This window comes from Streptomyces tendae (assembly GCF_014650435.1).
GTDB lineage: Bacteria > Actinomycetota > Actinomycetes > Streptomycetales > Streptomycetaceae > Streptomyces > Streptomyces tendae.
On the sequence record NZ_BMUY01000011.1, the window covers coordinates 79,059 to 102,279 of the forward strand.

At 73.8% G+C, this 23,221-nt stretch carries 26 protein-coding genes and 1 tRNA gene; 8 read left to right on the forward strand and 19 right to left on the reverse strand.

Translation table 11 applies throughout. The features are described from left to right. Positions 1–47: 47 nt before the first annotated feature. A complete protein-coding gene (locus IE258_RS27415) occupies positions 48–1,235 on the reverse strand; it encodes a thiolase family protein (RefSeq protein WP_189747752.1) in 1,188 nt (395 codons plus the stop codon). A gap of 176 nt (positions 1,236–1,411) precedes the next feature. On the opposite strand from IE258_RS27415, the gene IE258_RS27420 reads away from it, so the two are divergent. The 8 genes from IE258_RS27420 to IE258_RS27455 all read left to right on the forward strand — a co-directional run bounded on the left by IE258_RS27420 (position 1,412) and on the right by IE258_RS27455 (position 7,843). After that, entirely contained in the window at positions 1,412–2,221 is an 810-nt protein-coding gene (locus IE258_RS27420; RefSeq protein ID WP_189747754.1) for an alpha/beta hydrolase, read from the forward strand. A 93-nt stretch (positions 2,222–2,314) separates the two neighbouring features. Further along, positions 2,315–2,635: a WhiB family transcriptional regulator gene (locus IE258_RS27425; protein ID WP_164457433.1), complete on the forward strand. Its 321-nt coding sequence runs from the start codon at positions 2,315–2,317 to the stop codon at positions 2,633–2,635. Further along, the gene (locus IE258_RS27430) at positions 2,581–2,913 is read left to right on the forward strand and encodes a DUF3140 domain-containing protein (protein WP_189747756.1); all 333 of its coding nucleotides are present in this window, start codon (positions 2,581–2,583) and stop codon (positions 2,911–2,913) included. The genes IE258_RS27425 and IE258_RS27430 overlap by 55 nt, the downstream gene beginning before the upstream one ends. A 2-nt stretch (positions 2,914–2,915) precedes the next feature. Continuing rightward, positions 2,916–3,566 carry an HhH-GDP family DNA glycosylase gene (locus IE258_RS27435; protein ID WP_189747758.1) on the forward strand — a complete coding sequence of 217 codons (651 nt, stop codon included), beginning with the start codon at positions 2,916–2,918 and terminating at the stop codon, positions 3,564–3,566. Positions 3,567–3,733: 167 nt separating this feature from the next. Further along, on the forward strand, positions 3,734–4,576 hold the full coding sequence (locus IE258_RS27440) for a hypothetical protein (RefSeq protein WP_189747760.1): 843 nt from the start codon (positions 3,734–3,736) through the stop codon (positions 4,574–4,576). Between the two features lie 108 nt (positions 4,577–4,684). Then, positions 4,685–6,085, forward strand: a complete 1,401-nt coding sequence (locus IE258_RS27445; protein ID WP_189747762.1) for a type I glutamate--ammonia ligase — start codon at positions 4,685–4,687, stop codon at positions 6,083–6,085. A gap of 1 nt (position 6,086) precedes the next feature. After that, positions 6,087–7,235, forward strand: coding sequence for an amidohydrolase family protein (locus IE258_RS27450; RefSeq protein ID WP_189747764.1), 1,149 nt, complete (start codon positions 6,087–6,089; stop codon positions 7,233–7,235). Between the two features lie 80 nt (positions 7,236–7,315). Continuing rightward, positions 7,316–7,843 carry an NUDIX hydrolase family protein gene (locus tag IE258_RS27455; RefSeq protein ID WP_161378720.1) on the forward strand — a complete coding sequence of 176 codons (528 nt, stop codon included), beginning with the start codon at positions 7,316–7,318 and terminating at the stop codon, positions 7,841–7,843. Between the two features lie 12 nt (positions 7,844–7,855). Here IE258_RS27455 and mnhG read toward each other — a convergent pair whose 3' ends face one another. From mnhG to IE258_RS27545, 18 genes are all read right to left on the reverse strand, one after another. Then, entirely contained in the window at positions 7,856–8,221 is a 366-nt protein-coding gene (gene mnhG, locus IE258_RS27460; protein ID WP_159325918.1) for a monovalent cation/H(+) antiporter subunit G, read from the reverse strand. Beyond that, positions 8,218–8,484, reverse strand: a complete 267-nt coding sequence (locus tag IE258_RS27465) for an MrpF/PhaF family protein (protein ID WP_166661578.1) — start codon at positions 8,482–8,484, stop codon at positions 8,218–8,220. The genes mnhG and IE258_RS27465 overlap by 4 nt, the downstream gene beginning before the upstream one ends. Before the next feature lie 47 nt (positions 8,485–8,531). Continuing rightward, the gene (locus IE258_RS27470) at positions 8,532–9,131 is read right to left on the reverse strand and encodes a Na+/H+ antiporter subunit E (protein ID WP_189747767.1); all 600 of its coding nucleotides are present in this window, start codon (positions 9,129–9,131) and stop codon (positions 8,532–8,534) included. After that, positions 9,128–10,774: a Na+/H+ antiporter subunit D gene (locus tag IE258_RS27475; RefSeq protein ID WP_189747769.1), complete on the reverse strand. Its 1,647-nt coding sequence runs from the start codon at positions 10,772–10,774 to the stop codon at positions 9,128–9,130. The genes IE258_RS27470 and IE258_RS27475 overlap by 4 nt, the downstream gene beginning before the upstream one ends. After that, entirely contained in the window at positions 10,771–11,535 is a 765-nt protein-coding gene (locus IE258_RS27480) for a Na(+)/H(+) antiporter subunit C (RefSeq protein ID WP_052841973.1), read from the reverse strand. Before IE258_RS27480 ends, IE258_RS27475 begins: the two co-directional genes overlap by 4 nt. After that, complete coding sequence (locus tag IE258_RS27485; protein ID WP_189747772.1) at positions 11,532–14,435, reverse strand: Na+/H+ antiporter subunit A; 2,904 nt, start codon at positions 14,433–14,435, stop codon at positions 11,532–11,534. The genes IE258_RS27480 and IE258_RS27485 overlap by 4 nt, the downstream gene beginning before the upstream one ends. A gap of 116 nt (positions 14,436–14,551) precedes the next feature. After that, positions 14,552–14,625: transfer RNA gene (locus IE258_RS27490), tRNA-Pro, on the reverse strand. Between the two features lie 105 nt (positions 14,626–14,730). After that, a complete protein-coding gene (locus tag IE258_RS27495) occupies positions 14,731–16,035 on the reverse strand; it encodes an MFS transporter (protein ID WP_189747774.1) in 1,305 nt (434 codons plus the stop codon). Between the two features lie 171 nt (positions 16,036–16,206). Further along, positions 16,207–16,566, reverse strand: a complete 360-nt coding sequence (locus tag IE258_RS27500; protein WP_164457426.1) for an MmcQ/YjbR family DNA-binding protein — start codon at positions 16,564–16,566, stop codon at positions 16,207–16,209. Between the two features lie 30 nt (positions 16,567–16,596). Further along, entirely contained in the window at positions 16,597–17,142 is a 546-nt protein-coding gene (locus IE258_RS27505) for a GNAT family N-acetyltransferase (protein ID WP_189747776.1), read from the reverse strand. Next, a complete protein-coding gene (locus IE258_RS27510) occupies positions 17,139–17,687 on the reverse strand; it encodes a helix-turn-helix domain-containing protein (protein ID WP_159325910.1) in 549 nt (182 codons plus the stop codon). Before IE258_RS27510 ends, IE258_RS27505 begins: the two co-directional genes overlap by 4 nt. Before the next feature lie 142 nt (positions 17,688–17,829). Next, positions 17,830–18,732 carry a LysR family transcriptional regulator gene (locus IE258_RS27515; RefSeq protein WP_189747778.1) on the reverse strand — a complete coding sequence of 301 codons (903 nt, stop codon included), beginning with the start codon at positions 18,730–18,732 and terminating at the stop codon, positions 17,830–17,832. Between the two features lie 30 nt (positions 18,733–18,762). Continuing rightward, on the reverse strand, positions 18,763–19,956 hold the full coding sequence (locus IE258_RS27520) for a glycine C-acetyltransferase (RefSeq protein ID WP_189747780.1): 1,194 nt from the start codon (positions 19,954–19,956) through the stop codon (positions 18,763–18,765). 33 nt (positions 19,957–19,989) lie between these two features. Continuing rightward, the gene (gene tdh / locus IE258_RS27525) at positions 19,990–21,018 is read right to left on the reverse strand and encodes an L-threonine 3-dehydrogenase (RefSeq protein WP_189747782.1); all 1,029 of its coding nucleotides are present in this window, start codon (positions 21,016–21,018) and stop codon (positions 19,990–19,992) included. Positions 21,019–21,205: 187 nt separating this feature from the next. Further along, complete coding sequence (locus IE258_RS27530) at positions 21,206–21,781, reverse strand: GAF domain-containing protein (protein WP_189747784.1); 576 nt, start codon at positions 21,779–21,781, stop codon at positions 21,206–21,208. After that, complete coding sequence (locus tag IE258_RS27535; protein ID WP_189747786.1) at positions 21,778–22,407, reverse strand: GTP-binding protein; 630 nt, start codon at positions 22,405–22,407, stop codon at positions 21,778–21,780. The genes IE258_RS27530 and IE258_RS27535 overlap by 4 nt, the downstream gene beginning before the upstream one ends. Next, positions 22,385–22,759 carry a DUF742 domain-containing protein gene (locus tag IE258_RS27540; RefSeq protein WP_052841983.1) on the reverse strand — a complete coding sequence of 125 codons (375 nt, stop codon included), beginning with the start codon at positions 22,757–22,759 and terminating at the stop codon, positions 22,385–22,387. Before IE258_RS27540 ends, IE258_RS27535 begins: the two co-directional genes overlap by 23 nt. A gap of 2 nt (positions 22,760–22,761) precedes the next feature. Beyond that, a complete protein-coding gene (locus IE258_RS27545; protein WP_030189437.1) occupies positions 22,762–23,196 on the reverse strand; it encodes a roadblock/LC7 domain-containing protein in 435 nt (144 codons plus the stop codon). Positions 23,197–23,221 lie beyond the last annotated feature (25 nt).

The window sequence follows — 23,221 nt, forward strand, 5'->3', positions numbered from 1 at the left end:
CTTCGGCTGGGGCTCCGCACCTGGAGGGCTCCTCAGCCGGGTGGGACCTAGTGGCGTTCGACGAGGACCGCGCTGCCCTGGCCGACGCCGACGCACATCGTGGCCAGCCCGCGGCCGGCGCCCGTGCGGCGCATGCGGTGGAGCAGCGTGGTGAGGATGCGGGCGCCGGAGCAGCCGATCGGGTGGCCCAGCGCGATGGCCCCGCCCGTGGGGTTGACCAGGTCGGGGTCGATGCCGAGCTGGTCGACGCAGGCGAGGGCCTGGGCGGCGAACGCCTCGTTGAACTCGGCCTCGGCGAGGTCGCCTACGCTCCAGCCGGCCCGGGCCAGCACCTTGCGGGTGGCGGGGACCGGGCCGATGCCCATGACGTCGGGGTGGACGCCTGCCGAGCCGCCCGCGACGTAGCGGCCCAGCGACTCCAGGCCGAGGTCGTTCAGCGCCTCCTCGCTGACCAGGAGGAGGCCGGCGGCGCCGTCGTTCATCGGGGAGGCGTTGCCCGCGGTGACCGTGCCGCCGGGGCGGAAGACCGGCTTCAGGCGGCCCAGCTTCTCCAGGGAGGTGTCCTCGCGGACGCACTCGTCGGTGTCGACGACCACGCCGTCGGGGCGCTCGACCGGGAGGATCTCGTCGTCGAAGCGGCCGTTCTTCCGGGCCTCGGCGGCCAGGCGGTGGCTGCGCAGGGCGAACGCGTCCTGGCGTTCGCGCGGGATGCCGTAGCGCTCGGCGACCTCCTCGGCGGTCTCCCCCATGGCGAGCAGGCCGTGCAGATCCTTCATCGCCGGGTTGACCAAGCGCCAGCCGAGCCGGGTGTCGGCGGTCTCGATGCGGTGCGGCAGCGCCTCGTCGGGGCGGGGCAGCACGAAGGGGGCCCGGCTCATGGACTCGGAGCCGCCCGCGAGGACGATGTCGGCCTCGCCCGCGGCGACGGTGCGGGCGGCGGCGGTGACGGCTTCGAGGCCGGAGGCGCACAACCGGTTCACGGTGGCGCCGGGCACGGTCTCGGGCAGGCCCGCGAGCAGGGCGGCCATGCGGGCGACGTTCCGGTTGTCCTCGCCCGCCTGGTTGGCGGCGCCCCAGTACACGTCGTCGATCCGGGCGGGGTCGAGCGCGGGCACGTCGGCGACCAGGCCGCGGATCACGGCGGCGGCGAGGTCGTCGGGGCGGACGGTGGACAGCGCGCCGCGCAGCTTGCCGATCGGGGTGCGGCGGGCGGCCGCGAAGTGGACGGGACGCACGAGGGACTCCTGACCGTCGTCGCGCGGTCACCGGACGGCGCACCGCCGCCGCGTCGACCACCGCGAACCTTGATGAGCACTACCCTTAATTAGCACTGCTAGTTTTGGACTATAGACCGCCGGACGGCGTCCTGGGAAGATCCTCCGGAGGACGTCACCCACCAGCCGGAGGAGACATGGCCGAGGCCCGCGAGCACACGCTGACCGGAACGCGGGGGCGGATCGCCGTCCGCGAGTGGCCCGGCGGGCACCCCCGCTACGTCGCACTGCTGGTCCACGGCTACGGCGAGCACACCGGGCGCTACGAGGAGGTGGCCGGCGTCCTGAATGGCCACGGCGCGGCCGTCTACGCACCGGACCACGCCGGACACGGGCGCTCGGACGGCGAGCGGGTGGTCGTGGAGGACTTCGAGGACGTGGTCACCGACGTCCATGCCGTCGCCGAGCTGGCGCGGGCCGCCCACCCCGGGCTGCCGGTCGTCATGATCGGGCATTCGATGGGCGGGCTCATCGCCGCCCGCTACGCTCAGCGCCACCCCGGCGAGCTGACGGCCCTGGTGCTGTCAGGGCCCGTCATCGGCGACTGGGAGCTGCCGCGCCGGCTGCTCGCCCTGGAGGAGATCCCCGACACCCCGATCAGCCCGGCCTCGCTCTCCCGCGACCCGTCGGTGGGCGCGGCGTACGCGGCGGACCCGCTGGTGTGGCACGGGCCGATGAAGCGGCCGACCCTGGAGGCGTTCGTGCGGACGCTGGCGACCGTGGCCCAGGGCGGCGACGTAGGACGGCTGCCGTTGCTGTGGGTGCACGGGGACGACGACCGGCTGGTGCCGCTGCCCGGCAGCCGCGTCGGCGTCGAGCCGCTGAGCGGCGGCGACCTGACCGAGCGGATCTACCCGGGCGCCCGGCACGAGGTCTTCAACGAGACGAACCGGGCGGAGGTCTTCGCGGACGTCACGCGCTTCCTGGACGGCGTGCTCGCCCGCTGAGCCGGCTGGGCACCCGTCCCACAGGACGGCGGGACCGTCCCTCCGGACCCGCCGGGCGTTTGCCTCCCGCGCCCCATGGGCACCCGCGCCCGCATGGAGTGGTTGCGCCGCGCCGCCTGCGTGGATGAGGACCCCGATCTGTTCTTCCCGGTGGGCACCGCCGGGCCCGCCCTGCGGGACACGGCGGCCGCCAAGCGCGTGTGCGCCAGATGCCCGGTGACCCCCGAGTGCCTGGCCTTCGCCCTGGAATCGGGGCAGACGTCGGGCGTGTGGGGCGGCACCGACGAGGCGGAACGCGTCGCGCTGCTCCGGCTGACCACGCAGCACGCACGTACGCACGACGAAATGAGGGACACCTCATGGCCGACGCCCTCGAACTCGACGCGCTGTGGGAGGACTTCCACCGCGTGGTGAACATGACCTCCGCGGAACTCGCCAGCTGGCTCCGGGTGCGCGACTCCGGCGAGCTGACCGAACCGCTGCCGGACGACGCCGGTCCGCCGCTCGGACAGCACGTCCTCGCGATCCTGCAGAAGCGGCGCACGGACCTGACGGAGGACGACCTGCGTGCCATGCGCAAGGTCGTGGACACCGTGACCTCGCAGACCGACCTGGAGAACGAGCCCGCGTCCGACGACACCCGCCTGCGGCACCGGCTCATGACGGTCGGTCACGACCCGCTGAAGCCGTAGCCGTGGCCCGCGACGAACGGCGGACCGTGCTCGAACTCGTCGACGCGCACGGGCAGACGTACGCCGAGGAGGCGGGCATCCGGCTCAAGGACACCCCGCAGCCGCTGTACCGGCTGCTGGTCCTCGCGCACCTGCTCAGCGCCCGCATCAGCGCCTCCATCGCGGTCGCCACCGCCCGCGCCCTGAGCGAGGCGGGACTGCGCGATGCGCGCCGCATGGCCGGGGCCACCTGGCAGCAGCGGGTGGACGCGCTCGGCCGGGGCGGCTACCGGCGCTACGACGAGCGCACCGCCACCCAACTCGGCGAGGCCGCCGAGCTGCTGGCCGAGCGGTGGGGCGGTGATCTGCGCAGGCTCCGCGACGAGGCGGACGGCGACGTCTCCGAGCTGCGGCGGCTGCTCCAGGAGTTCCCCGGCGTCGGGCCGACCGGCGCGGACATCTTCCTGCGGGAGGCCCAGCTGGTCTGGCCGGAGGCGGGCCCCCTGCTGGACCGCAAGGCCCTGCAGGGCGCGGAGCGGCTCGGTCTGCCCGGGGACCAGGACCGGCTCCTCGCCCTGGCCGGGAAGACGGAACCCGCCGTCCTCGCGGCCGCCCTGGTGCGGGCGGCGGTGGACAAGGAGGTGGCCGAGGACACCCTCGACCGCGTCGGCTGAGGGCACCGGGCCCGGCGCCGTCGGCCGGGGGCGCCGGGCCCGGCGGTCCGCCCCGCTCCTGCCGCCCCGCCCCGATGGCGGTCACCCGAACAGGCCCGTGCGCTGGTGCGCCCCCGGACCCGGTGATGCGCTGAGGACACCTTTCCCGTCCCAGGAGGCATCCCGCGATGAGCCGTCGTCCGTCCCACCCCGTCCGTCTCCTGGCCTCCGCCCTGGCGGCGGGCGCGCTGCTCACCACAGCGGCCTGTTCGGACGGCGGCGGGTCGGAGAGCGCCTCGGACACCGCCGCCGAACAGGCCGGGGTCGCCCGGCCCGACGCCGCGAAGCAGACCCCGACCGGCTCCCCCAGCGCTCCCGCCGCCCTCACCGAGGCCGGCGCCAAGGCCGCCCTGATCACCGAGGCCGACCTGGAGGGCGGCTGGAACCAGGTCCAGGACGCGGACAAGTGGCGCGACCGGCTGCTCGTCGGCAAGGTCGACGTCGCCGCCTTCCTCACCGCGAAGTCCAGCGCGACGGACTGCCAGGCACTGCTGGACGCCCTCTACGACGACGGCCTGCTGGGCGACCCGTCGGGACCGTCCGCCCTCACCGGCTTCGAGCAGGGCGACTCCCGCCTGCTGGAGCAGGTCGCCGGGTACGACCGCGCGGGCCTGGACGCCCGGCTGAAGTGGCTGCGTACCCTGCCGGACACCTGCGACGAGTTCACCGCCACCGGCTCCGGGGGTGCCGAGCGCACGGTCCAGGTGACCGAGGCGTCGGTGCCCGACGTGGGCGACGCCCGTGCGGGACTGCGGGTGAGTGTCCAGGGGGACGCCGACGGCGGCCCCGCCACGCTCACCCTGGACATCGCCGCCGTGCGCGTCGACACCTCCGCCGTCACCGTCATGGGCGGCGGCCTCGACGGCGGGCAGACCGACTCGGTCGCACAGGCGGTGCGCCAGGGCACCGAGCGCCTCAAGACCGTCCTGGACGGCGGGACCCCCTCTCCGCAGCCCACCACCATGGACTGACCCCGGCCTTCACCGCGTCGTGCGCACATCCGGCGAAACCCGGACAGGGTGATCACCGGGCGGCACAATGGTCCGCGACGGACGGCGCACGCGCGAAGGAGCCGAGACGTGAGCGAGAGCGACCCCGTGCCCGGCGGGCGTCCCGGTGACATCGAGCGGGCCACCGCGCTCAGCGGCGAGCTGACCGGGCAGGGCGTGCACGGCGTGGTGCTGGCGTACGTCGACACCGCCGGGATCGCCCGGGTGAAGACCGTGCCCACCGCCAAGCTCGCCCCGGCCGCCGCCTGGGGCGTGGGCATGTCGCCGGTGTTCGACACCTTCCTGGCCGACGACTCGATCGTCACCACGGACGTCCTCGGCTCCCCCGACGGCGACCTGCGCCTCTACCCCGACCTCGACCGGCTCACCGTACTGGCGGCGCAGCCCGGCTGGGCCTGGGCGCCGGTCGACCGGATCACGCAGGAGGGCGCACCGCACCCGGCGTGCGGGCGCACCGTCCTGCGCCGCACCGTGGCCAAGGCCGCCGCGCGGCACGGCATCACCTTCCGGGCCGCCGTCGAGATCGAGTGGGTCGTGGCGCGGGAGGGCACGGACGGCGACGCGTTCGTCCCGGCGGTGTCCGGACCGGCGTACGGGGCCGCCCGGCAGGTCGAGCTGAGCGACTGCGCCGCCGACCTGCTCGCGGCGCTCGCCGCGCAGGGCGTGGACGTGGAGCAGTTCCATCCCGAGTACGCGGCGGGGCAGTTCGAGGTCTCGGTGGGCGCGCTCGACCCGGTGGCGGCGGCCGATCACAGCGTGCTGGTGCGGCAGACGATCCGGGCCGTGGCACGGCGGCACGGGCTGCGCGTCTCCTTCGCCCCGGCGATCGTCGGACAGGGCGTCGGCAACGGCGGGCACCTCCACCTCTCCGCCTGGCGGGACGGGACGAACCTGCACGCGGGCGGCACGGGCCGGTACGGCATGACCGCCGAGGCCGAGTCCTTCGTGGCCGGGGTGCTCGGCCACCTCCCGGCGCTCACGGCGATGACCGCGCCGAGCCCGGCCAGCCGGCTGCGGCTGCGCCCCTCGCAGTGGGCGGGCGTGTTCACCGCCTGGGGCCGGGAGACCCGCGAGGCGGCGCTCAGGATCGTCACCGGCACCACCGGGGTCCGCGACCGAGCGGCGAACCTGGAGGTGAAACCGGTCGACCTCGCCGCCAACCCCTACCTCGCCCTCGCCTCGGTGATCGCCGCCGGACTCGACGGGCTCTCCGCGTCCGCGCCGCTGCCCGCGGAGACCACCGGCGACCCGGCCCGGCTCGGCGCCGACGAGTCGGCGGCACGGGGCGTGCGGCGGCTGCCGGTCACGCTCACGGAGTCGGTGGAGGCGTTCCGCGCCGACGGCGTACTGCGCGAGGCGCTGGGTCCGGTGCTGGCGGACGCGGTGATCGCCGTACGGCTGGGCGAGGCCCGGTCGGCGGAGGGGCTGGACGACGACGGCGTGGCGGCGGCCTACCGCTGGAAGTACTGAGATGGCCGCCGGACCCGTGCACGAGCGGCTCGCCGCGTTGGAGCTGGTGGACCACCACTGCCACGGCGCCGTCACCGGCGATCTGGACCGGGCGGGCTTCGAGTCGCTGCTCACCGAGGGCGAGGCGTGGCCCGGCGTCTCCCCCTTCGACAGCCCAGCCGGCCTCGCCGTACGCCGTCACTGCGCGCCCTTGCTGGGCCTGCCCCGCCACGCCCCCGCCGACGTGTACCTGGCCCGACGGTCCGAACTGGGCGCCGCCGAGGTCAACCGGCGGTTCCTGCGGGCCGCGCGCACCGACGTGTTCTGCGTGGACACGGGGTACGCGCCGCACCGGGTGACGAGCCCGGCCGAGTTGGCCGACGCGGCCGGCGCGACGGCGTACGAGGTGGTCCGGCTGGAGGGCGTCGCGGAGGCGGCGGCGGCGGGCGGGGTCGAACCGGACGCGTACGCGCGGGCGTTCCGCGCCGCCGCCTGGGAAGCGGTACGGCAGCCCGGCGTGGTGGGCGTCAAGTCGGTGGCCGCCTACCGCACCGGGTTCGACCTGGACCCGGCCCGTCCCTCGCCCGCCGAGGTCACCGAGGCCGCCCGGCGCTGGCTCGCGGGCGGCGGCGGGCGGCTGGCGGATCCGGTGCTCGTGCGGCACCTGCTGTGGACCGCCGTGGACCTCGGGCGGCCGCTGCAACTGCACACGGGGTTCGGCGACGGCGACATCCGCCTGCACCGGGCGGACCCCGCCCTGCTGACCGACTGGCTGCACCTGACCGCCGGCACGATCCCGGTCCTGCTGCTGCACTGCTGGCCCTACCAGCGTCAGGCGGCCCATCTGTCCGCGGTCTTCGAGCGGGTGTACCTCGACGTGGGGCTCACCCTGCACCACGTCGGACCCGCACGGGCGGGCGCGGTCCTCGCCGAGGCGCTGGAGATCACCCCGTTCCGCAAGCTGCTGTACAGCTCCGACGCCTACGGGGTGGCCGAGTTCCACCACCTGGGGGCGTTGGCCTTCCGGCAGGGACTGGCCGAGCTGCTGCAGGAGCGGCTGGACGCCGACGAGCTGTCCCTGCCGGACGCGTTGCGCCTGGCCCGCTGGGCCGGACGGGACAACGCCCGCCGGGTCTACCGGCTGCCCGGCGGTCCGGCGGACGACGGCTGAGCGGCGTGGGACCGGTCACAGTCCCGGAGCGCCGCCCTGGAAGCACGAACGGCTGAAAGTATGATCAAGCGATGTCTGACATGACCGAAACCACGCCGGGCTGGCTGACGAGCGACGAACTCGAAATGGCGCGCGCCCGCATGCCGATCCTGTACGTCGAGGCCGTGCCCGTGCGGGTGGACGACAGCGGCGAAGTCACCAGCGTCGGCCTGCTCCTGCGCATCGGGCCCGACGGGACGGTCAGCCGGACGCTGGTCTCCGGCCGGGTGCTGCACCACGAGCGGGTCCGCGACGCCCTGCTGCGCCACCTGGAGAAGGACCTCGGGCCGGTGGCGCTGCCCCGGGTGCCGTCCTCGCTCCAGCCGTTCACGGTGGCCGAGTACTTCCCGACGCACGGGGTCACGCCGTACCACGACCCGCGGCAGCACGCGGTCTCGCTCGCCTACGTCGTGCCGGTGACCGGTGACTGCCGCCCCCGCCAGGACGCCCTGGACCTGGTCTGGTTCGATCCCCGCGAGGCCCTGTCCGAGGCGGTGCAGAGCGAGATGCCGGGCGGGCACGGGGTGCTGCTGAAGCAGGCGCTGGCGCACGTGGGCTGCGTGGGCTGACGCACTCCGGGGCTAATCCTCCCGCTGTGTCCCGTCGCTCAGCTGCGGGTCCAGGTCGTCCCTGAGCAGGCCCCGGGATCCCGTCTGCCCGGTGCGGTAGGCGGAGCGGGCCACCAGATGGGAGGCGACCGGGCTGGTGAGGAACTGGAAGAAGGCGATGAGCGCGAGGGTGCCCACGTCCGTGCCGTGCCGCAGCCTGAGCGCGACCCCGGCGAGCACGAGGAGCATCCCGAGGGTCTGCGGTTTGGTGGCGGCGTGGCTGCGGGAGAGCACGTCGGGGAAGCGGAGCATCCCGATCACGCCGAGGAGGCACTGCAGGCAGCCGAGGAACAGCAGGACCGTTCCGGCCAGGTCGGCGGCCTGGGCCCAGGCGTTCACCGGTGGTCCTGCCGGCCGTCCGCCCGCACGGACGGCCGGTCGCGTACGGCGATGAAGCGGGCGATGCCCACCGAGCCGGTGAAGCCGAGGAAGGCGAGCACCAGCATCACGGGGAAGTAGAAGGAGTCGCGGTCGTGGGCGGCCTTGACGCCGATGCCGGCGATGATGAGCGCCGCGGCCACGTCCAGGGCGACGGCGCGGTCCAGCATCGAGGGGCCGTACCAGATGCGGTACAGCAGCAGGGCGCCGGCGACGAGGATCATCGCGAGCGAGGCGACGAGCAGGGCGTCTTCGACGGCGTGCAGGGTGGTCACGACGAGGGGTCACCTTCCGGTACGGGGCGGGCGGCGTCGGCGATGTCCTCGGCGGTGCCGAAGGCTCGGGCGACGAGTTCCTCCATGCGCCACACCTGCCGCTGGGCGCCCTCGATCTCGCCGGGGTTGCCCGCGTCGAGGACGTGCAGGAACAGGGTGGCCGTGGACCGGCGCACCTCGATCACGGAGCCGCCGGGGACGTTGGAGACGGCGACCGCGGTGGCCGTGAGCATGAGGTCGCTGCGCACCCGCAGCGGGACGGCCACGACCGCGGCGTGGTAGGGGCCCTTGGCGAAGATCTGGCGGGTGACCTCGACGCTGGAGGAGAACATGTCGTACAGCAGGTAGACGGCGAGGCGCAGGATGCCCAGCGGGCGCAGCCTGAGGCCGATGTCGACGGCGGGCAGCGGGAAGGCCAGGCACAGGCAGACCGCGACGAGGACGCCGTTGACGAGGTTGGCCCAGGACGGGGTGCCCCACAGCAGGACCCAGATGACGGTGAGCCAGCCGACGAGCGGCAGGTCGAGCACGCGTCGGCCGCGGCCGACGCGGAAGGACCAGCTGTAGGGGGAACGGTCGCGGAAGAGGTTGCTCACCGGCCGAGCACCGCCTCGATGTAGGGGGTGCGGGCGAGGAGTTCGGTGGCGGCGGCCTGGGTGAAGGTGGTGAGGGGGCCGCCGAGCACGGTGTACGACAGGCCGAGGGCGACGGCGGCGCCGGTGGCCACCAGCATGGGCCAGGGCAGGTGCTTGGTGGTGGTGATGGACTGCCCGAGGAAGCCCGCGGAGACCACGGCGCCCGCCGGCACCGGCAGCCCGCTCCCGGACCCGGTCGGCCGCTCCTCCTCGTCGCCGGTGTCGCCGCCCGTGTCGTCGTCCTCGGCCGACTCCAGCACGACGCCCTCCTCCTCGGCGCCGGGTGGTGCGTCGCGCCAGAACGCGAGGTTCCAGACCTTCGCCATGACGTAGAGGGTGAGCAGGCTGGTGGCGGCGGACCCGGCGACCAGGGCCCAGGCCCAGCCGCCGCCGTCGGCGACGCCCGCCCGCATCAGGCCGAGCTTGCCGATGAAGCCGGACAGGGGCGGGATGCCCGCGAGGTTCATGGCGGGGACGAAGAACAGCACGGCGAGCAGCGGCGCCGTCTTCGCCAGGCCGCCGAGGCGGGTGAGTTCGGTGGTGCCGTCGCGCCGCTCGATGAGCCCGGCGACGAGGAACAGGGTGGTCTGCACGGTGATGTGGTGGGCCACGTACACGATCGCCCCGCCGATCGAGCCGCGCCCCGCGAGGGCGATGCCGAAGACCATGTAGCCGATGTGGCTGATGAGGGTGAAGGACAGCACCCGCTTCAGGTCGGTCTGGGCGACGGCGCCGAGGATGCCGACGGCCATGGAGGCGAGGGCGGCGAGCATCAGCAGGTCGCCCAGCCGGTGGCCGGGGAAGAGCAGGGTCTGGGTGCGCAGCATCGAGTACACGCCGACCTTGGTCAGCAGTCCGGCGAAGACCGCGGTGACCGGCGCGGGGGCGGTCGGGTAGGAGTCGGGCAGCCAGGCGGCGAGCGGGAAGACGGCCGCCTTGATGGCGAAGACCGTCAGCAGCATCGCCTCCAGCAGGGTGCGCACCCCGAGCGGCACCTCCTGGAGCCGCTGGGCGAGTTGGGCGAAGTTCACGGTGCCGGCGACCGCGTAGGTCATGGCGATGGCGACCAGGAAGAGCACGGAGGAGAACAGCGAGATGATCACGTACGTCGATCCGGCCCGGATCCGGGTGGCGGTGCCGCCGATGGTGAGCAGCACGAAGCTGGCGACGAGCATGATCTCGAAGCCGACGTAGAGGTTGACGAGGTCGCCGGCGAGGAAGGTGCAGGAGACGCCCGCCACCAGGATGAGGTAGGCGGGGTGGAAGACGCCGACCGGCGCCTGGTCGTCGCGGTCGGCCATGCCCTGGCCCAGCGAGTACACGAGGACGAGCAGGGTGACGGCGCTGGAGACGGTGAGCATCAGGCCCGCGAGGCGGTCGGCGACCAGGGTGATGCCGACCGGCGGTGCGAAGTCGCCGAGGTGCACGCTGAGCGGGCCGTGGCGGTCGGCGGCCACCATGAGCACCACGGAGAGCACCAGGACCGCGCCGAGCACGGCGATGCTGATGAAGCGCTGGAACCGGTGCAGCCGGGGCCCGATGGCCAGCTTCAGGCCGGTGACGCACAGGGGCAGCACGACGGGGAGCGGGACGAGCGCGTTCATCTGGTTCCTTCGGTGCCGGCGCCGCCCGGGTCGTCGGGCTGGTCGGGCGGCGGGTGGCAGGAGTCCTCGCCGGGGAGCGAGTCGGGCTCGCGGCCGGTCTCCTCGGGGTCGTTGGAGGGTCCGGCGACCCGTGCGGGGGCCGGCCCGGGGCGGCCTGCGGCATCGGTGGAGCCCAGCTCCCGGCCCTCCCGGTAGTCCTCGGGATCGGCGCCGAGGATGTCGTTCCAGAGGTTCCCGGACACGTCGTTGGCGCGGGCCTGGTAGGCGCGTTCCTCGCGGACCCGCCGGCGCAGCCGTCTGCGGGCGGCGCGGTAGCGGGCGCGCTGCTCGGCGTCGGCGCCGCCGTCCTCGGCGCGGGCCTCGCGGTAGCGGTCGCGCAGTTCGCCGCGCCGGTCGAGGAACTCGGCGCGCAGGGCGACCAGCCTGTCCTCGGTGTCGTCGCTGATCTCGTCGGAGCCGGTGACCTGGTGGCTGCGGTAGGCCATGGCGAGCAGGAAGGCGGTGGTGGCGAGGGTGATGACGATCGCGGTGAGGGCGATGGCCTGGGGCAGCGGGTCGGTGACGCGGTTGCGGATGATGTGCGGGTAGAGCAGCGGTGCGTCGCCCGCGCTGCCGGTGGCGGCGAGGACCAGCAGGTTGACGCCGTTGCCGAGGACGACGGCGCCGAGCAGGATCCGGGTCAGGGAGCGGGTCAGCAGCAGGCTGGCGCCGACGGCGTTGAGGACGGCGGCGGCCACCAGCAGGGACAGGCTCACGGTCATGCGCGGCCCGCCTCGGGGCGCGGGGCGGCCCGTTCGATCTGGCGGTCGATCCGGGCGCCGAGGGCCCGCACGATGTCCAGGACGACGCCGAGTACGAGCAGGTAGACGCCACAGTCGAAGAGGACGGCGGTGGACAGGTGGGCGTCGCCCCACACGGGCAGGTGGCCGTGCCAGGTCCAGCCGTGCAGCACGGTGCCCTCGCCGAGGCCGCCGAGCGCGACCCCGGTGGACAGGAACAGTCCGAGACCGGTGAACAGGCCCGGTTTGAAGGGCACCGCGTCGGCGAGTTCGTGGCGGCCGCCCGCGAGGTAGCGGGCGATGAAGGCGACGCCGGCGGTCAGTCCGGCGACGAAGCCGCCGCCCGGCAGGTTCTCCGCGCACAACAGCAGGTAGACGGAGAGGACGAGGACCGGGTGGAAGATCAGGCGGGCGACCACCTCGAGGACGAGGGAGCGGCGCTCGGGGGCGAGGGTGGCGCTGGCGGCGAGCCAGTTCCGCTCGGGTGCGCCCTCGTCGCCGCTGGGCAGGCCCGCCGACTCGTAGCGGCTGGCCCGCCAGGCGGTGCGCAGTCCGGCGTGCGGATGGTCCCCGGGCAGCGGCAGTACGGGCTGCTCGGCGCCGTCGGCGCGGCGGTGCAGGTAGATGAGGCTGGTGACGCCGATCGCGGCGGCGGCGAGCACCGCGGACTCGCCCATGGTGTCCCAGGCCCGCAGGTCGACCAGGATCGTCGCGACGACGTCCTTCAGCCCGTGGTGCGCGGTCTCCTCGACCATCGCCGCTCCCGCGCTGTCGGCCCGGCGGTGTCCCGCCATGATCCAGACGACGACGGCGACGGCGGCGCCGCCGGCGAGGGCCACCGGCATCCGCAGCAGACGCCGCCACCGGCTGAAGTTCTCCTCGAAGCGCACCGGCATCCGGCGCAGCACCAGCACGAAGACGATCATCGAGACGGTCTCCACGCAGAACTGGGTGAGCGCGAGGTCGGGCGCGCCCTGCGCGACGAAGAGCAGCGCGGTGCCGTATCCGGTGAGGCCGGCGAAGACGACGGCCTTCATCCGGCGCCGCACGCCCAGGCACAGCAGGGCCGCCGCGCAGGTCAGCAGGGCGACGGCGGCCTGGGCGGGTTGGTCCCACAGGCGGGGGGCGGGCACCGCGGCCCAGGGTTCGTCGGCGACGAGCACGGCGAGCTGCCCGGCGAGTACCACGCTCATCGTCGTCACCAGGTACACCGACAGCGAGCCGCGCTGCACGAGTCCGGTGCACTGCAGGGCGGTGCGCTCCAGGGCGAGCAGCATCCGGCCGAAGACGAGGTCGGCGGAGCGCCAGGCGGCCGCCTGGCCGGCCCGCTGGACGGGGCCGGCGGCGAGGAACAGCACGATCCCGCCCGCCCAGGCGGCGCCGGACAGGCCGAGGGCGAGGCCCGCACCGTGCCACAGCGCCAGGTGGTAGGGATGGGCGGGCGTCGGGAACTGCCCGGCGTAGGTGCCGAGCAGGCCCTGGAGCCAGGTCACTCCGGGGCCGAGGACGAGGCAGGCCAGGGCGAGCACGGCGGGCGGCGCCAGGAAGGCCGCCGGGACGGGGTGCGCGTCGGTGTCGGGGAGCCCGGGCTTGCGGGCAAAGGCGCCCCATAGGTAGCGCAGGGTGTAGGCGGTGGTCAGGGCGGAGCCGGCGACGGCCGCGGCGAGCGCCCAGCGGTCACCGGTGCTCCCGTCCAGGAGCGCCTGGAAGGCGGCCTCCTTGGCACTGAAGCCGAGCAGCGGCGGCACGGCTGCCATGGACGCTCCGGCGAGCACGGCAACGGCGCACACGGCGGGCAGCCGGCGTCCGAGGCCGGAGAGCTTGCGCAGGTCGCGGGTGCCGGTGGCGTGGTCGACGATGCCGGTGACCAGGAAGAGCGGCGCCTTGAACAGGGCGTGTCCGAGGATCATGGCGGTGGCGGCGAGGCCGGTGTCGTGGCGGCCCGCGCCGGTGAGGACGGTGAGGAAGCCGAGCTGGCTGACGGTGCCGTAGGCGAGGACGAGTTTCAGGTCGTGCAGCCGCAGCGCCCGCCAGCCGCCGAGCAGCATCGTCGCCGAGCCGAGGACGAGCAGGAGCGGGCGCCAGGGCGTGACGTCGGCGAGGGCGGGGGCGAGCCGGGCGACGAGGTAGACACCGGCCTTGACCATCGCGGCGGCGTGCAGATAGGCGCTGACGGGGGTGGGGGCGGCCATGGCGTTGGGCAGCCAGAGGCTGAAGGGCCAGATCGCGGACTTGGACAGGGCACCGACGAGGATCAGCACGACCGCCGTGGACAGCGCGGGCGACGGGGACGGCGGGTCGGCCAGGATCGCCGAGATGCGGTAGGTGCCCGCCTCGTGGCCCAGGAGCAGGAAGCCGACCAGCATGGTCAGTCCGCCGAGCGCGGTGACGGTCAGGGCCTGCAGGGCGCTGCGCCGGTTCCGCTTGTGGTCGCTGGTCTGGCCGATCAGCAGGTAGGAGAAGACGGTCGTCAGTTCCCAGAAGATGTAGAGCAGGACGAGGTCGTCGGCGAGCACCAGGCCGAGCATCGCCCCGGCGAAGGCGAGAAGGTTCCCCGCGAACCTGCCGAGCTGCCGCGAGCGGTCGTCGAAGTAGGAGGCGCAGTAGACCAGGACGAGGGTGCCGACGCCCGCGGCGAGCAGCACCATGAGCTCGGCGAGGGCGTCCAGTCGCAGCGCCCAGTCCACGTGGTACGACGGGAGCCAGCGCCACTCGGCGGTGTCGGCGCCGCCCGCGGCCGTCGTGCTCCACCGGGTGGCGGCCCAGGCGGTCGCCGCGGCGGGCGGCAGGGCCAGCACGAGGAAGGCGCGGGTTCCGCACCGTCTCACCAGTGGCCCGGCGAACAGCGCGAGCGCGAAGTGGCAGAGGATGAGCGCGGACACCCGACAGTGATATATCGGGCATCTCGCCGCAGCGCCCAGGCACGCCGCATAACGCACGATCGAGGGGCGGTTTCGGATCTCTCCGAAACCGCCCCTCGATCAACGACTGTCTCCAGTCGGGACGACAGGATTTGAACCTGCGACCCCTTGACCCCCAGTCAAGTGCGCTACCAAGCTGCGCCACGTCCCGATACCCGTCTGACCTGGGGTTTCCCCCGGTCCAACGCGCAGGAAAACCATACCGCACTCGGACCCGTGGTCGCGCATCGCTTTTCCGGGGCGGGCTCCGGCGGTGTCAGCACTTCTGTGTGCGGGGGGACGGCCCGGTCACGGCCGGGGTGCCGCTCGGGCCCGCCGCGGCCGCCTCCACCCGTACCAGCCCGCGCACCGCCGGTATCAGCAGCAGGGCCGCGCACACGGCGAAGCTGGTCGCGCCCGCGACGAGCAGGACGTGGTCGGCGCCCAGGGCGGCCGCGGCCGGGCCCGCGAGTGCCTGGCCGACCGGCATCATCGCCAGCGAGCCCGCCACGTCGTAGGCGTGGATGCGGTTGAGGACGTCCGGCGGGACCTGGGTCTGCACGCTGGTCGCCCACATCACGCCCCAGAAGGACATGCCGGCCCCGGCGACGGCGGCTCCGGCCGCCATGGCGGGGACACCGAGCCCGGCGCCGACGCTCGCGGGAAAGGCGGCGAAGCCGACGAGGGCGATCGCACCGGCCCGGAGCATGCGCAGCGGTCTCAGCCGCAGGGCGAGCAGACCGCCCACGACGGTCCCCGCGCCCAGCGCGGAGTTGACCAGCCCGTAGGCGCGCGGGCCGTGCTCCTGCACCACCTCGGTGGCGACCAGGGGGACGGTCGGGCCCCAGACGGCGATCATGTAGACGCACCAGACGGCTATGACGCTCCACAGCCAACGGCGCGCGACGAACTCCCGCCACCCCTGGACCAGATCGGCGCGGAATGCCTTGCTCCCGCGGCCGGAGACCGACCGGCTGCCCGGCGGGAGCGGGGGCAGCCGGAGCAGCAGCAGGCACAGGGCACTGATCGCGTAGGTGGTGGCGTGCGCGGCGAAGACCCCGCCCGGTGAGGCGAAGCCGACCAGGAGACCGGCCACGGCCGGGCCGGCGAGCTGGGCGGCGGACTCGGCCACGCGTATCGCGCCGTTGGCGCCCTGGACGTCGGAGGCGAGCCGGGGCACGGTGCTGGCCACGCCGGGCTGGAAGACGGCGCCCGCGACCCCGTTGGCGAACCCGATGGCGCAGATCTGCCAGAGCACGACGTGTCCGGAGAAGAACAGCGCGGCGGCCACGGCCTGGGTGCCGAGCCGCACCAGATCGGCGCCGATCATCAGTTTGCGGGTGCTGAAACGGTCGGCGAGGACTCCGCCGAAGACGACCAGGCCGGCGAAGGCGGCGGCCGTCGCCGCCATGGCGAGGCCGACCGCCCCCGCCCCGTACCCGTGCTGGAGCAGTCCGGCGGCGAGCGCGACGGGCAGCATGGTGTCGCCGAGCCGGGCCACGGCCCGGGCGGCGAAGAACAGCCCGAAGTCCCGCGACCAGACGGCTCGCGCCGCCGTCGGCCGCAACGACGTACCGGCCATGCCGTGCTCCCCCTCCCCTAGGGCCCCTCTGACAATTCCCGTCTGCCTCGCGACGCCATGCACGCGCTCTCGCCGCACCGTGCGTCCGACAGCCGGGACCCCCCTCCGGTCCCGGCTGTCACGCACGTCTTCGGATCATGCCACGGGGCACTGACAACGCCCGAGGGGTTTTCAGTCCCCGGCCGGCAGCCCCAGCCCGGGGTGGGCGTCGAGCAGCCGGGGCGGGGCCGCCTGGCGCCAGGAGTCGGCGAGGATGTCGCGCAGCTCGTCCTCGCCCTCCAGGGCGGCGAGCCGGGCCCGCACCCAGGCGAACTGGGCCTCGTGGCCGGCGATCCAGAACTTCTCCGGTTCCGCCAGCACCAGTTCGTCGCGCTCCTCCTTCGGGCAGCGCACCGCGAGGGAGGTCTCCTCCTCGGGGAGCGTCGCGAACATCTTTCCCGCGACCCGGAAGGTCGGCATGCTCCAGGCGATCTTCTCCGTGGTGTCCGGCAGGGACAGGGCGATTCTGCGTACGTCTTCTGCGTCCGGCATGACAGGCACGGTAGCCGCCGCCACCGACAGTCACCCGGCGACGGCTGCCGCGGCCGCCGGCGGGCCGACCTGCTTGAAGTAGAGCGTCGTCGGCCGCAGTTCCCCGCGCGGGTCGGCCGCGTAGTCCGGGATCGTGCCGGCCCGGGTCCACCCGGCGGACCGGTACAGGTGCTCGGCGGGGCTGTCGGTCTCGGTGTCGAGGTGGAGAAGGGTGAGGCCGGCCGCCACGGCCGCGTCCTCCACGGTGGTCAGCAGCCGGCGGCCCAGCCCCCGGCCGCGGGCCTCGCGGGACACCATGAGCTTCACCAGCTCCCCACGGTGCCGGCTGTTGGGCTTGTCCGGCAGAGCGAGGCTCACGGTCCCGGTCACCCGCTCGCCCTCCCGCGCCACCCAGACGGCGAGCCGCCCGGCGGCCACGGCGGCGGCCCGCTCCCGCCACCAGTCCACTGCCTCCGGGTGGCCGAGCGGGTCGAGGAAGCCGACGGAGGCGCCGCCGGCGACGGTGTCGGTCAGCAGGCCGGCCAAGCCGTCCAGCAGCGCCGTCACCTCCTGCTCGTCGAGCCGGTGCACGATCACGGCAGCACCACCGCCAGCGCGTAGCGCGCGCCCTCGGGTCCGGCACTCCGGAACCGCGTCGGACCCCACACGCGCATCCGCAGGCAGTCCCCGGTCACGAGGTGGTGCGCCACGTCCCGCACCGTGATCTCCAGGGCCCCTTCCAGGACCCAGACGTGCTGTTCCAGGCCGGGCACGGGCGGCCGGTCGTAGGCGATGTCGGCCCCCGCGGTGAGCCGTCCCTCGACGAGTTCGCCCCGCAGTCCGGCGTGCGGCGGCGACACCGAGCGGCGTACGAACCCGGCCGTGCGGTCCTCCCACCGGGGCTGCTCGGCGGCCCTCACCAGCAGCGCGGGTTCCGCCTCGACCTCGCTGAGCAGTCGGGACATGGTCCGTCCGTAGACCGCGCACAGCCGGTTCAGCACGGCGGCGGTGGGGCTGGTCTCGGCCCGCTCGGCCCGCGACAGCGTGGAGCGACTCACCCCACTGCGCTCCGCCAACTCCCCCAGCGACCAGCCGTGTTCGGCCCGCAGTTCGGCGAGTCGGGCGGCGAGCCGGGCGTCCACCGGATCGGGGTCTGGGGTCGCGGTCGCGGTCCGGGCAGGATCCGGGACTGGAACCGGGACTGGAACCGGGGCAGAGCCGCGGTCTTCATCTCTCATATCCGGGAAGCTATCCCGAATATGAGACACCCGTGTTACGGCGACCTCACACCCGGGCCGCCTCGCCGAGCGCGTCCAGCACCTGGCGGATCAGCGGGTGTTCCTCCGCTCCCCGGCGCACGGCCGCGAAGACGCGGCGGGTCGGCGCGACCCCGTCGACCGGGCGGACGACCACGCCGGTCAGGTCGGTGCCGAGCAGCGCCGAGCGCGGGACGAGCGCCACCCCGGCGTCGGCCGCGGCGAGGGACACCACGGCGCGGAAGTCGTCCGAGGAGTGTTCGAGACGGGGCTGGAACCCGGCGCTCTCGCAGGCCAGCACCACCACGTCGTGGCACGGGTTGCCCGGGTAGGGGCCGATCCAGGTGTCCTTGGCCAGCTCGGCGAGCGGCACCTCCGCGGCGTCGGCGAGGCGGTGGGCGACCGGCACGACCGCGTCGAAGGGCTCGGCGTACAGCGGGACGTGGGTCAGCCGCGGGTCGTCGGCGGACGGCGCCCCGCGGTATTCGACGGCGACGGCCACGTCGACCTGCCGGTCCAGGACCATCGGCAGGCTGGCGTCGCCCTCGGCGTCCTGGACGCGGAGACGGATGCCGGGGGCCGAGGCGGCGAGGCGGGCCAGGGCGGGACCGACCACGAGGGCGATACCGGTCGCGAAGGAGGCGACCGTCACCGTGCCCGCCTCGCCCGAGCCGTAGGCGGCCAGCTCGGCCTCCGCCCGCTCCAGCTGGGCGAGGACGGCGTTGGTGTGGCTGAGCAGGATCTCTCCGGCCGGGGTCAGCCGTACGCCCTTGGCACCGCGCTCGAACAGGCGGTGCCCGGTCTCCTGCTCCAGCGCGGCGAGCTGCTGGGAGACCGCCGACGGGGTGAGGTAGAGCGCGGCGGCGGCCGCCGTCACGGTGCGGTGGTCCGCCACCGCTCGCAGGATGTGCAGCCGCCGCGCCTCGATCATGGGATCGATTCTCTCAGGTCACCGGGTGTTTCAGGCGGCGAGCTGCTCCCGCGCGGAGACGAAGGCGTCCACCGCGCGGTTCACGTCGTCCGTGGAGTGCGCGGCGGACAGCTGCACGCGGATGCGGGCCTTGTCCTGCGGGACGACCGGGTAGGAGAAGCCGATCACGTACACCCCGCGCTCCAGGAGCAGCTCGGCCATGCGGCCCGCCTTCGTCGCGTCGCCGATCATGACGGGTGCGATGGGGTGGTCGCCGGGGAGGATGTCGAAGCCCTCCTCGGTCATCCGGCGGCGGAACAGGGCGGTGTTCTCGGCGAGCCGCACGCGCAGGTCGTCGGCCGACTCCAGCAGGTCGAGCACCTTGAGGGAGGCGGCGGCGATCACCGGCGCGAGGGTGTTGGAGAAGAGGTACGGGCGGGAGCGCTGGCGCAGCAGGGCGACGATCTCGGCGCGGGCCGCGACGTAGCCGCCGGAGGCACCGCCGAGCGCCTTGCCGAGGGTGCCGGTGATGATGTCGACGCGGTCCATGACGCCGTGCAGCTCGGGGGTGCCGCGGCCGCCGGGGCCGACGAAGCCGACGGCGTGCGAGTCGTCGACCATGACCATGGCGTCGTAGCGGTCGGCGAGGTCGCAGATCTCGTCGAGCGGGGCCACGTAGCCGTCCATGGAGAAGACGCCGTCGGTGACGATCAGGCGACGCCGGGCGTCGGACGCGTCCTTGAGCTGTCGCTCCAGGTCGGCGAGGTCGCGGTTGGCGTAACGGAAGCGGCGGGCCTTGGACAACCGGATGCCGTCGATGATCGAGGCGTGGTTGAGGGCGTCGGAGATCACCGCGTCCTCGGGGCCGAGGAGGGTCTCGAAGACGCCGCCGTTGGCGTCGAAGCAGGAGGAGTAGAGGATCGTGTCCTCCTGGCCGAGGAACGCGGAGAGCCGGGCCTCCAGTTCCTTGTGCACCTCCTGGGTGCCGCAGATGAAGCGGACGGAGGCCATGCCGTAGCCCCAGCGGTCCAGCGCCTCGTGGGCGGCGGCGACGACCTCGGGGTGGTCGGCGAGGCCGAGGTAGTTGTTGGCGCAGAAGTTGAGGACCTCGCCGGGGCGGCCGCCCGCGGTGACGTTCACGGTCGCGGACTGCGGGGTGCCGATGACGCGCTCGGGCTTGTGCAGGCCGGCGGCGCGGATCTCGTCGAGGGTGGCGCGCAGGTCGTCGCGCACGGAGTCGAACATCTCAGAAGCTCCTAAGGGTACGTACGTGCGTCTTCACGCGGTCCAGTCGAGGATGACCTTGCCGCCCCGGCCGCTCGCCGCGTCGGCGAACGCCGCCTCGAAGTCGCGGTGGGAGTACCGGCCGGTGATCACCGGGGCCAGGTCGAGGCCGCCTTCGAGCAGCACGGACATGGCGTACCAGGTCTCGAACATCTCGCGGCCGTAGATGCCCTTGACGGTGATCATGGAGGTGACGATCCGGGCCCAGTCGACCGGGAACTCCTCGGCGGGCAGGCCGAGCATGGCGATCCGGCCGCCGTGCGTCATGTTGGCGATCATGTCGCGCATGGCCTCGGGGCGGCCGGACATCTCCAGGCCGATGTCGAAGCCCTCGCGCAGGCCCAGCTCGCGCTGTCCCTCGGCGATGGTCGCGTCCGAGACGTTCAGGGCGAGGCTGACGCCGACCTTGCGGGCGAGGTCCAGCCGCTCCTCGCTCACGTCGGTGATCACGACGTTGCGGGCGCCCGCATGCCGGGCCACGGCGGCGGCCATCAGGCCGATCGGTCCGGCGCCGGTGATGAGGACGTCCTCGCCGACCAGCGGGAAGGACAGGGCGGTGTGCACGGCGTTGCCGAACGGGTCGAAGATCGCGGCGACGTCGAGGTCGACGGGGACGCGGTGCACCCAGACGTTGGTGGCGGGCAGGGCGACGTACTCGGCGAACGCCCCGTCCCGGCCGACGCCGAGACCGACGGTGGCGCGGCAGAGGTGGCGGCGTCCGGCCAGGCAGTTGCGGCACTTCCCGCAGACCAGGTGGCCCTCGCCGCTGACGCGGTCGCCGGTCTTGATGTCGGTGACGTCGCGTCCGGTGTCGACGACCTCGCCGACGAACTCGTGGCCGACGACGAGCGGGGTGCGGATGGCCTGCTGCGCCCAGCCGTCCCAGGCCCGGATGTGCAGGTCGGTGCCGCAGATGCCGGTGCGCAGCACCTTGATGAGGACGTCACCGGGCCCGATGGTGGGCTCCGGGACGTCCGCGAGCCACAGCCCGGGCTCCGCCTTCTCCTTGACCAGCGCCTTCAACGGAACGGCTCCTGACGGTGTGAGGTCCCGGCGGTGGGCACGCCGAGGCGGCCCGCGTCCGGGAAGGGGAGGGGAATCGCACAGCAATCTGCCGTACCGCACCGCTCCGGGTCCATCGAGCCTTTCTTAAGCCCGGCCGCAGCTTTCCTTCACGCCGCGTGCCCCGGGCAGCCGATCGCCCTGCGTTTCACAGCGGGAGCCCGTCCTCCGCGCTGCGCTCGATGCGCCGTACCAGGTCGGTCGCCGCCGACTTGATCGTGGCCAGGCCCGCGGTGCCCCAGGTGCGGGGCCGCACGTCGGCGGCGGACACGGTGCCGAGGACGGTCCCCGTGCTGTCGATGAGCGGGGCGCCGAGGTAGGAGCGGATGCCGAAGGCGTCGACGACGGGGTTGCCCGCGAAGCGCGGGTAGTCGCGCACGTCCTCCAGCACCAGCGCCTTGCGCCGGACCACCACGTGGGGGCAGAAGCCGTGGTCCCTGGCCTGGACCCGGCCGAACTCGGGGCTGGTCCCGTCGCCCCGGGTCACCGGCGGGACCTCCGGCACCCGCAGGCCGGCGAAGAACTGGCCGCCCTCCACCAGGAAGTTGACCATCGCGTACGGCGCCTCGACGAGACCGGAGAGGTGCCCGGCGTAGGCGTCGAGGGCCGGATCGGGGCGTTCCGCGAGGCCGAGCCGACGCAGCCGCTGTACCCGGGCGGGGGCTTCCCGGTCCTCGGGGGTGAGCAGTAGTCGTCCGGCCGGGCGCGGTGGGTCGTAGGTCATGGGCGGACTCCGGCGCCGAACCCCGACGCCGGGGCCGGGGTGTGGGCGATGAGGTGGCGTACGAGGGTGAGCAGCGTCTGGACGCCGGAGCTGGAGATCCGGGCGTCGCAGCGCACGATCGGGATCTCGGGGTGCAGGTCCATGGCCGCGCGCACCTCCTCGAGGTCGTAGCGGTGGGAGCCGTCGAACTCGTTGATCGCGACGACGAAGCCGAGCCCGCGTTCCTCGAAGAAGTCGACGGCGGCGAAGGACTCCTCCAGGCGCCGGGTGTCGGCGATGATCACCGCTCCTAGCGCGCCCTCGCACAACTCGTCCCACATGAACCAGAAGCGTTCCTGGCCGGGCGTTCCGAACAGGTACAGGACGTGTTCGGGGTCAAGGGTGAGGCGGCCGAAGTCCATGGCCACGGTCGTTTCGAGTTTGTTCTCGATTCCGTCGAGGTTGTCGGTCGCGGTGCTGACCGTGGTGAGCAGTTCCTCCGTGCTCAGCGGTGCGATCTCGCTGACCGCGCCGACGAAGGTCGTCTTGCCGACGCCGAATCCGCCCGCCACGAGGATCTTCAGGGCGGTGGGGAACGGGTCGGCGCCTTCGCCGTGCGCGTAGTCAGAGCTGTCGTCGTAGTCCATCGAGCACTGCCTCCAGAAGGGCCCGGTCCGTGGGGTGGTGGTGGAACGCGGCGGGGGGTTTGGTGGTCAGCGCGCCGCAGTCGACGAGATCCGAGAGCAGCACCTTGGTGACCGCCACCGGAAGTCGCAGATGTGCGGCGAGCTCGGCGACCGGGAGGGGCGCCCGGCACAGGTCGAGTGCCTGCGCGTGCTCGGGTCCGAGATAGCCGAGGGGGGTCGCCCCGGTGGCCATGACCTGGGACATCAGGTCGAGCGCGACGGTGGGCCGGGTACGGCCGTTGCTGACGGTGAAGGGGCGCACCAGCCGTCCGGCCGCGTCGTCGAGCCAGGGGCCGTCGCCGGCCGCGGCCACCGTCAAGGCCTCATCGCCGGGGGTTCGACGGCGTGCTGCCGGGGTGCGGTGACCAGGTAGGGGCGGACGCTCTTGACGAGCATCGCCATCTCGTAGCCCAGGACGGCCGCGTCGGCCTCGCGGCCGGCCAGCACGGCGAGGCAGGTGCCGGAGCCCGCGGTGGTGACGAAGAGCAGGGTCGAGTCGAGTTCGACGACGACCTGCCGCACGTCGCCGCCGTCGCCGAAGCGGACGCCGGCGCTGCGGCCGAGGGAGTACAGGCCGGAGGCCAGGGCCGCCATGTGGTCGGCGCTGTCGGCGTCGAGTCCGTGGACGGACTTCACCAGTCCGTCGGCGGACAGGAGCACCGCGCTGCTGGTGTGCGGCACCCGCTGGACGAGACCGCTCATCAGCCAGTCGAGGTCGGACACTTGGCCGGTCGGCGCATCGCTCGCCATGGTGGATCGACTCCTTGGGGTACGA

What these genes read in the sequence shown, in the direction of transcription:
- IE258_RS27420 (WP_189747754.1), top strand. Translation starts at nt 1,412, where the DNA reads ATGGCCGAGGCCCGCGAGCACACGCTGACCGGAACGCGGGGGCGGATC.
- IE258_RS27425 (WP_164457433.1), top strand. Translation starts at nt 2,315, where the DNA reads ATGGAGTGGTTGCGCCGCGCCGCCTGCGTGGATGAGGACCCCGATCTG.
- IE258_RS27430 (WP_189747756.1), top strand. Translation starts at nt 2,581, where the DNA reads ATGGCCGACGCCCTCGAACTCGACGCGCTGTGGGAGGACTTCCACCGC.
- IE258_RS27440 (WP_189747760.1), top strand. Translation starts at nt 3,734, where the DNA reads ATGAGCCGTCGTCCGTCCCACCCCGTCCGTCTCCTGGCCTCCGCCCTG.
- IE258_RS27450 (WP_189747764.1), top strand. Translation starts at nt 6,087, where the DNA reads ATGGCCGCCGGACCCGTGCACGAGCGGCTCGCCGCGTTGGAGCTGGTG.
- IE258_RS27455 (WP_161378720.1), top strand. Translation starts at nt 7,316, where the DNA reads ATGACCGAAACCACGCCGGGCTGGCTGACGAGCGACGAACTCGAAATG.
- IE258_RS27465 (WP_166661578.1), bottom strand. Translation starts at nt 8,484, where the DNA reads ATGATCCTCGTCGCCGGCGCCCTGCTGCTGTACCGCATCTGGTACGGC.
- IE258_RS27475 (WP_189747769.1), bottom strand. Translation starts at nt 10,774, where the DNA reads ATGAACGCGCTCGTCCCGCTCCCCGTCGTGCTGCCCCTGTGCGTCACC.
- IE258_RS27480 (WP_052841973.1), bottom strand. Translation starts at nt 11,535, where the DNA reads ATGACCGTGAGCCTGTCCCTGCTGGTGGCCGCCGCCGTCCTCAACGCC.
- IE258_RS27495 (WP_189747774.1), bottom strand. Translation starts at nt 16,035, where the DNA reads ATGGCCGGTACGTCGTTGCGGCCGACGGCGGCGCGAGCCGTCTGGTCG.
- IE258_RS27500 (WP_164457426.1), bottom strand. Translation starts at nt 16,566, where the DNA reads ATGCCGGACGCAGAAGACGTACGCAGAATCGCCCTGTCCCTGCCGGAC.
- IE258_RS27515 (WP_189747778.1), bottom strand. Translation starts at nt 18,732, where the DNA reads ATGATCGAGGCGCGGCGGCTGCACATCCTGCGAGCGGTGGCGGACCAC.
- IE258_RS27520 (WP_189747780.1), bottom strand. Translation starts at nt 19,956, where the DNA reads ATGTTCGACTCCGTGCGCGACGACCTGCGCGCCACCCTCGACGAGATC.
- IE258_RS27530 (WP_189747784.1), bottom strand. Translation starts at nt 21,781, where the DNA reads ATGACCTACGACCCACCGCGCCCGGCCGGACGACTACTGCTCACCCCC.
- IE258_RS27535 (WP_189747786.1), bottom strand. Translation starts at nt 22,407, where the DNA reads ATGGACTACGACGACAGCTCTGACTACGCGCACGGCGAAGGCGCCGAC.
- IE258_RS27545 (WP_030189437.1), bottom strand. Translation starts at nt 23,196, where the DNA reads ATGGCGAGCGATGCGCCGACCGGCCAAGTGTCCGACCTCGACTGGCTG.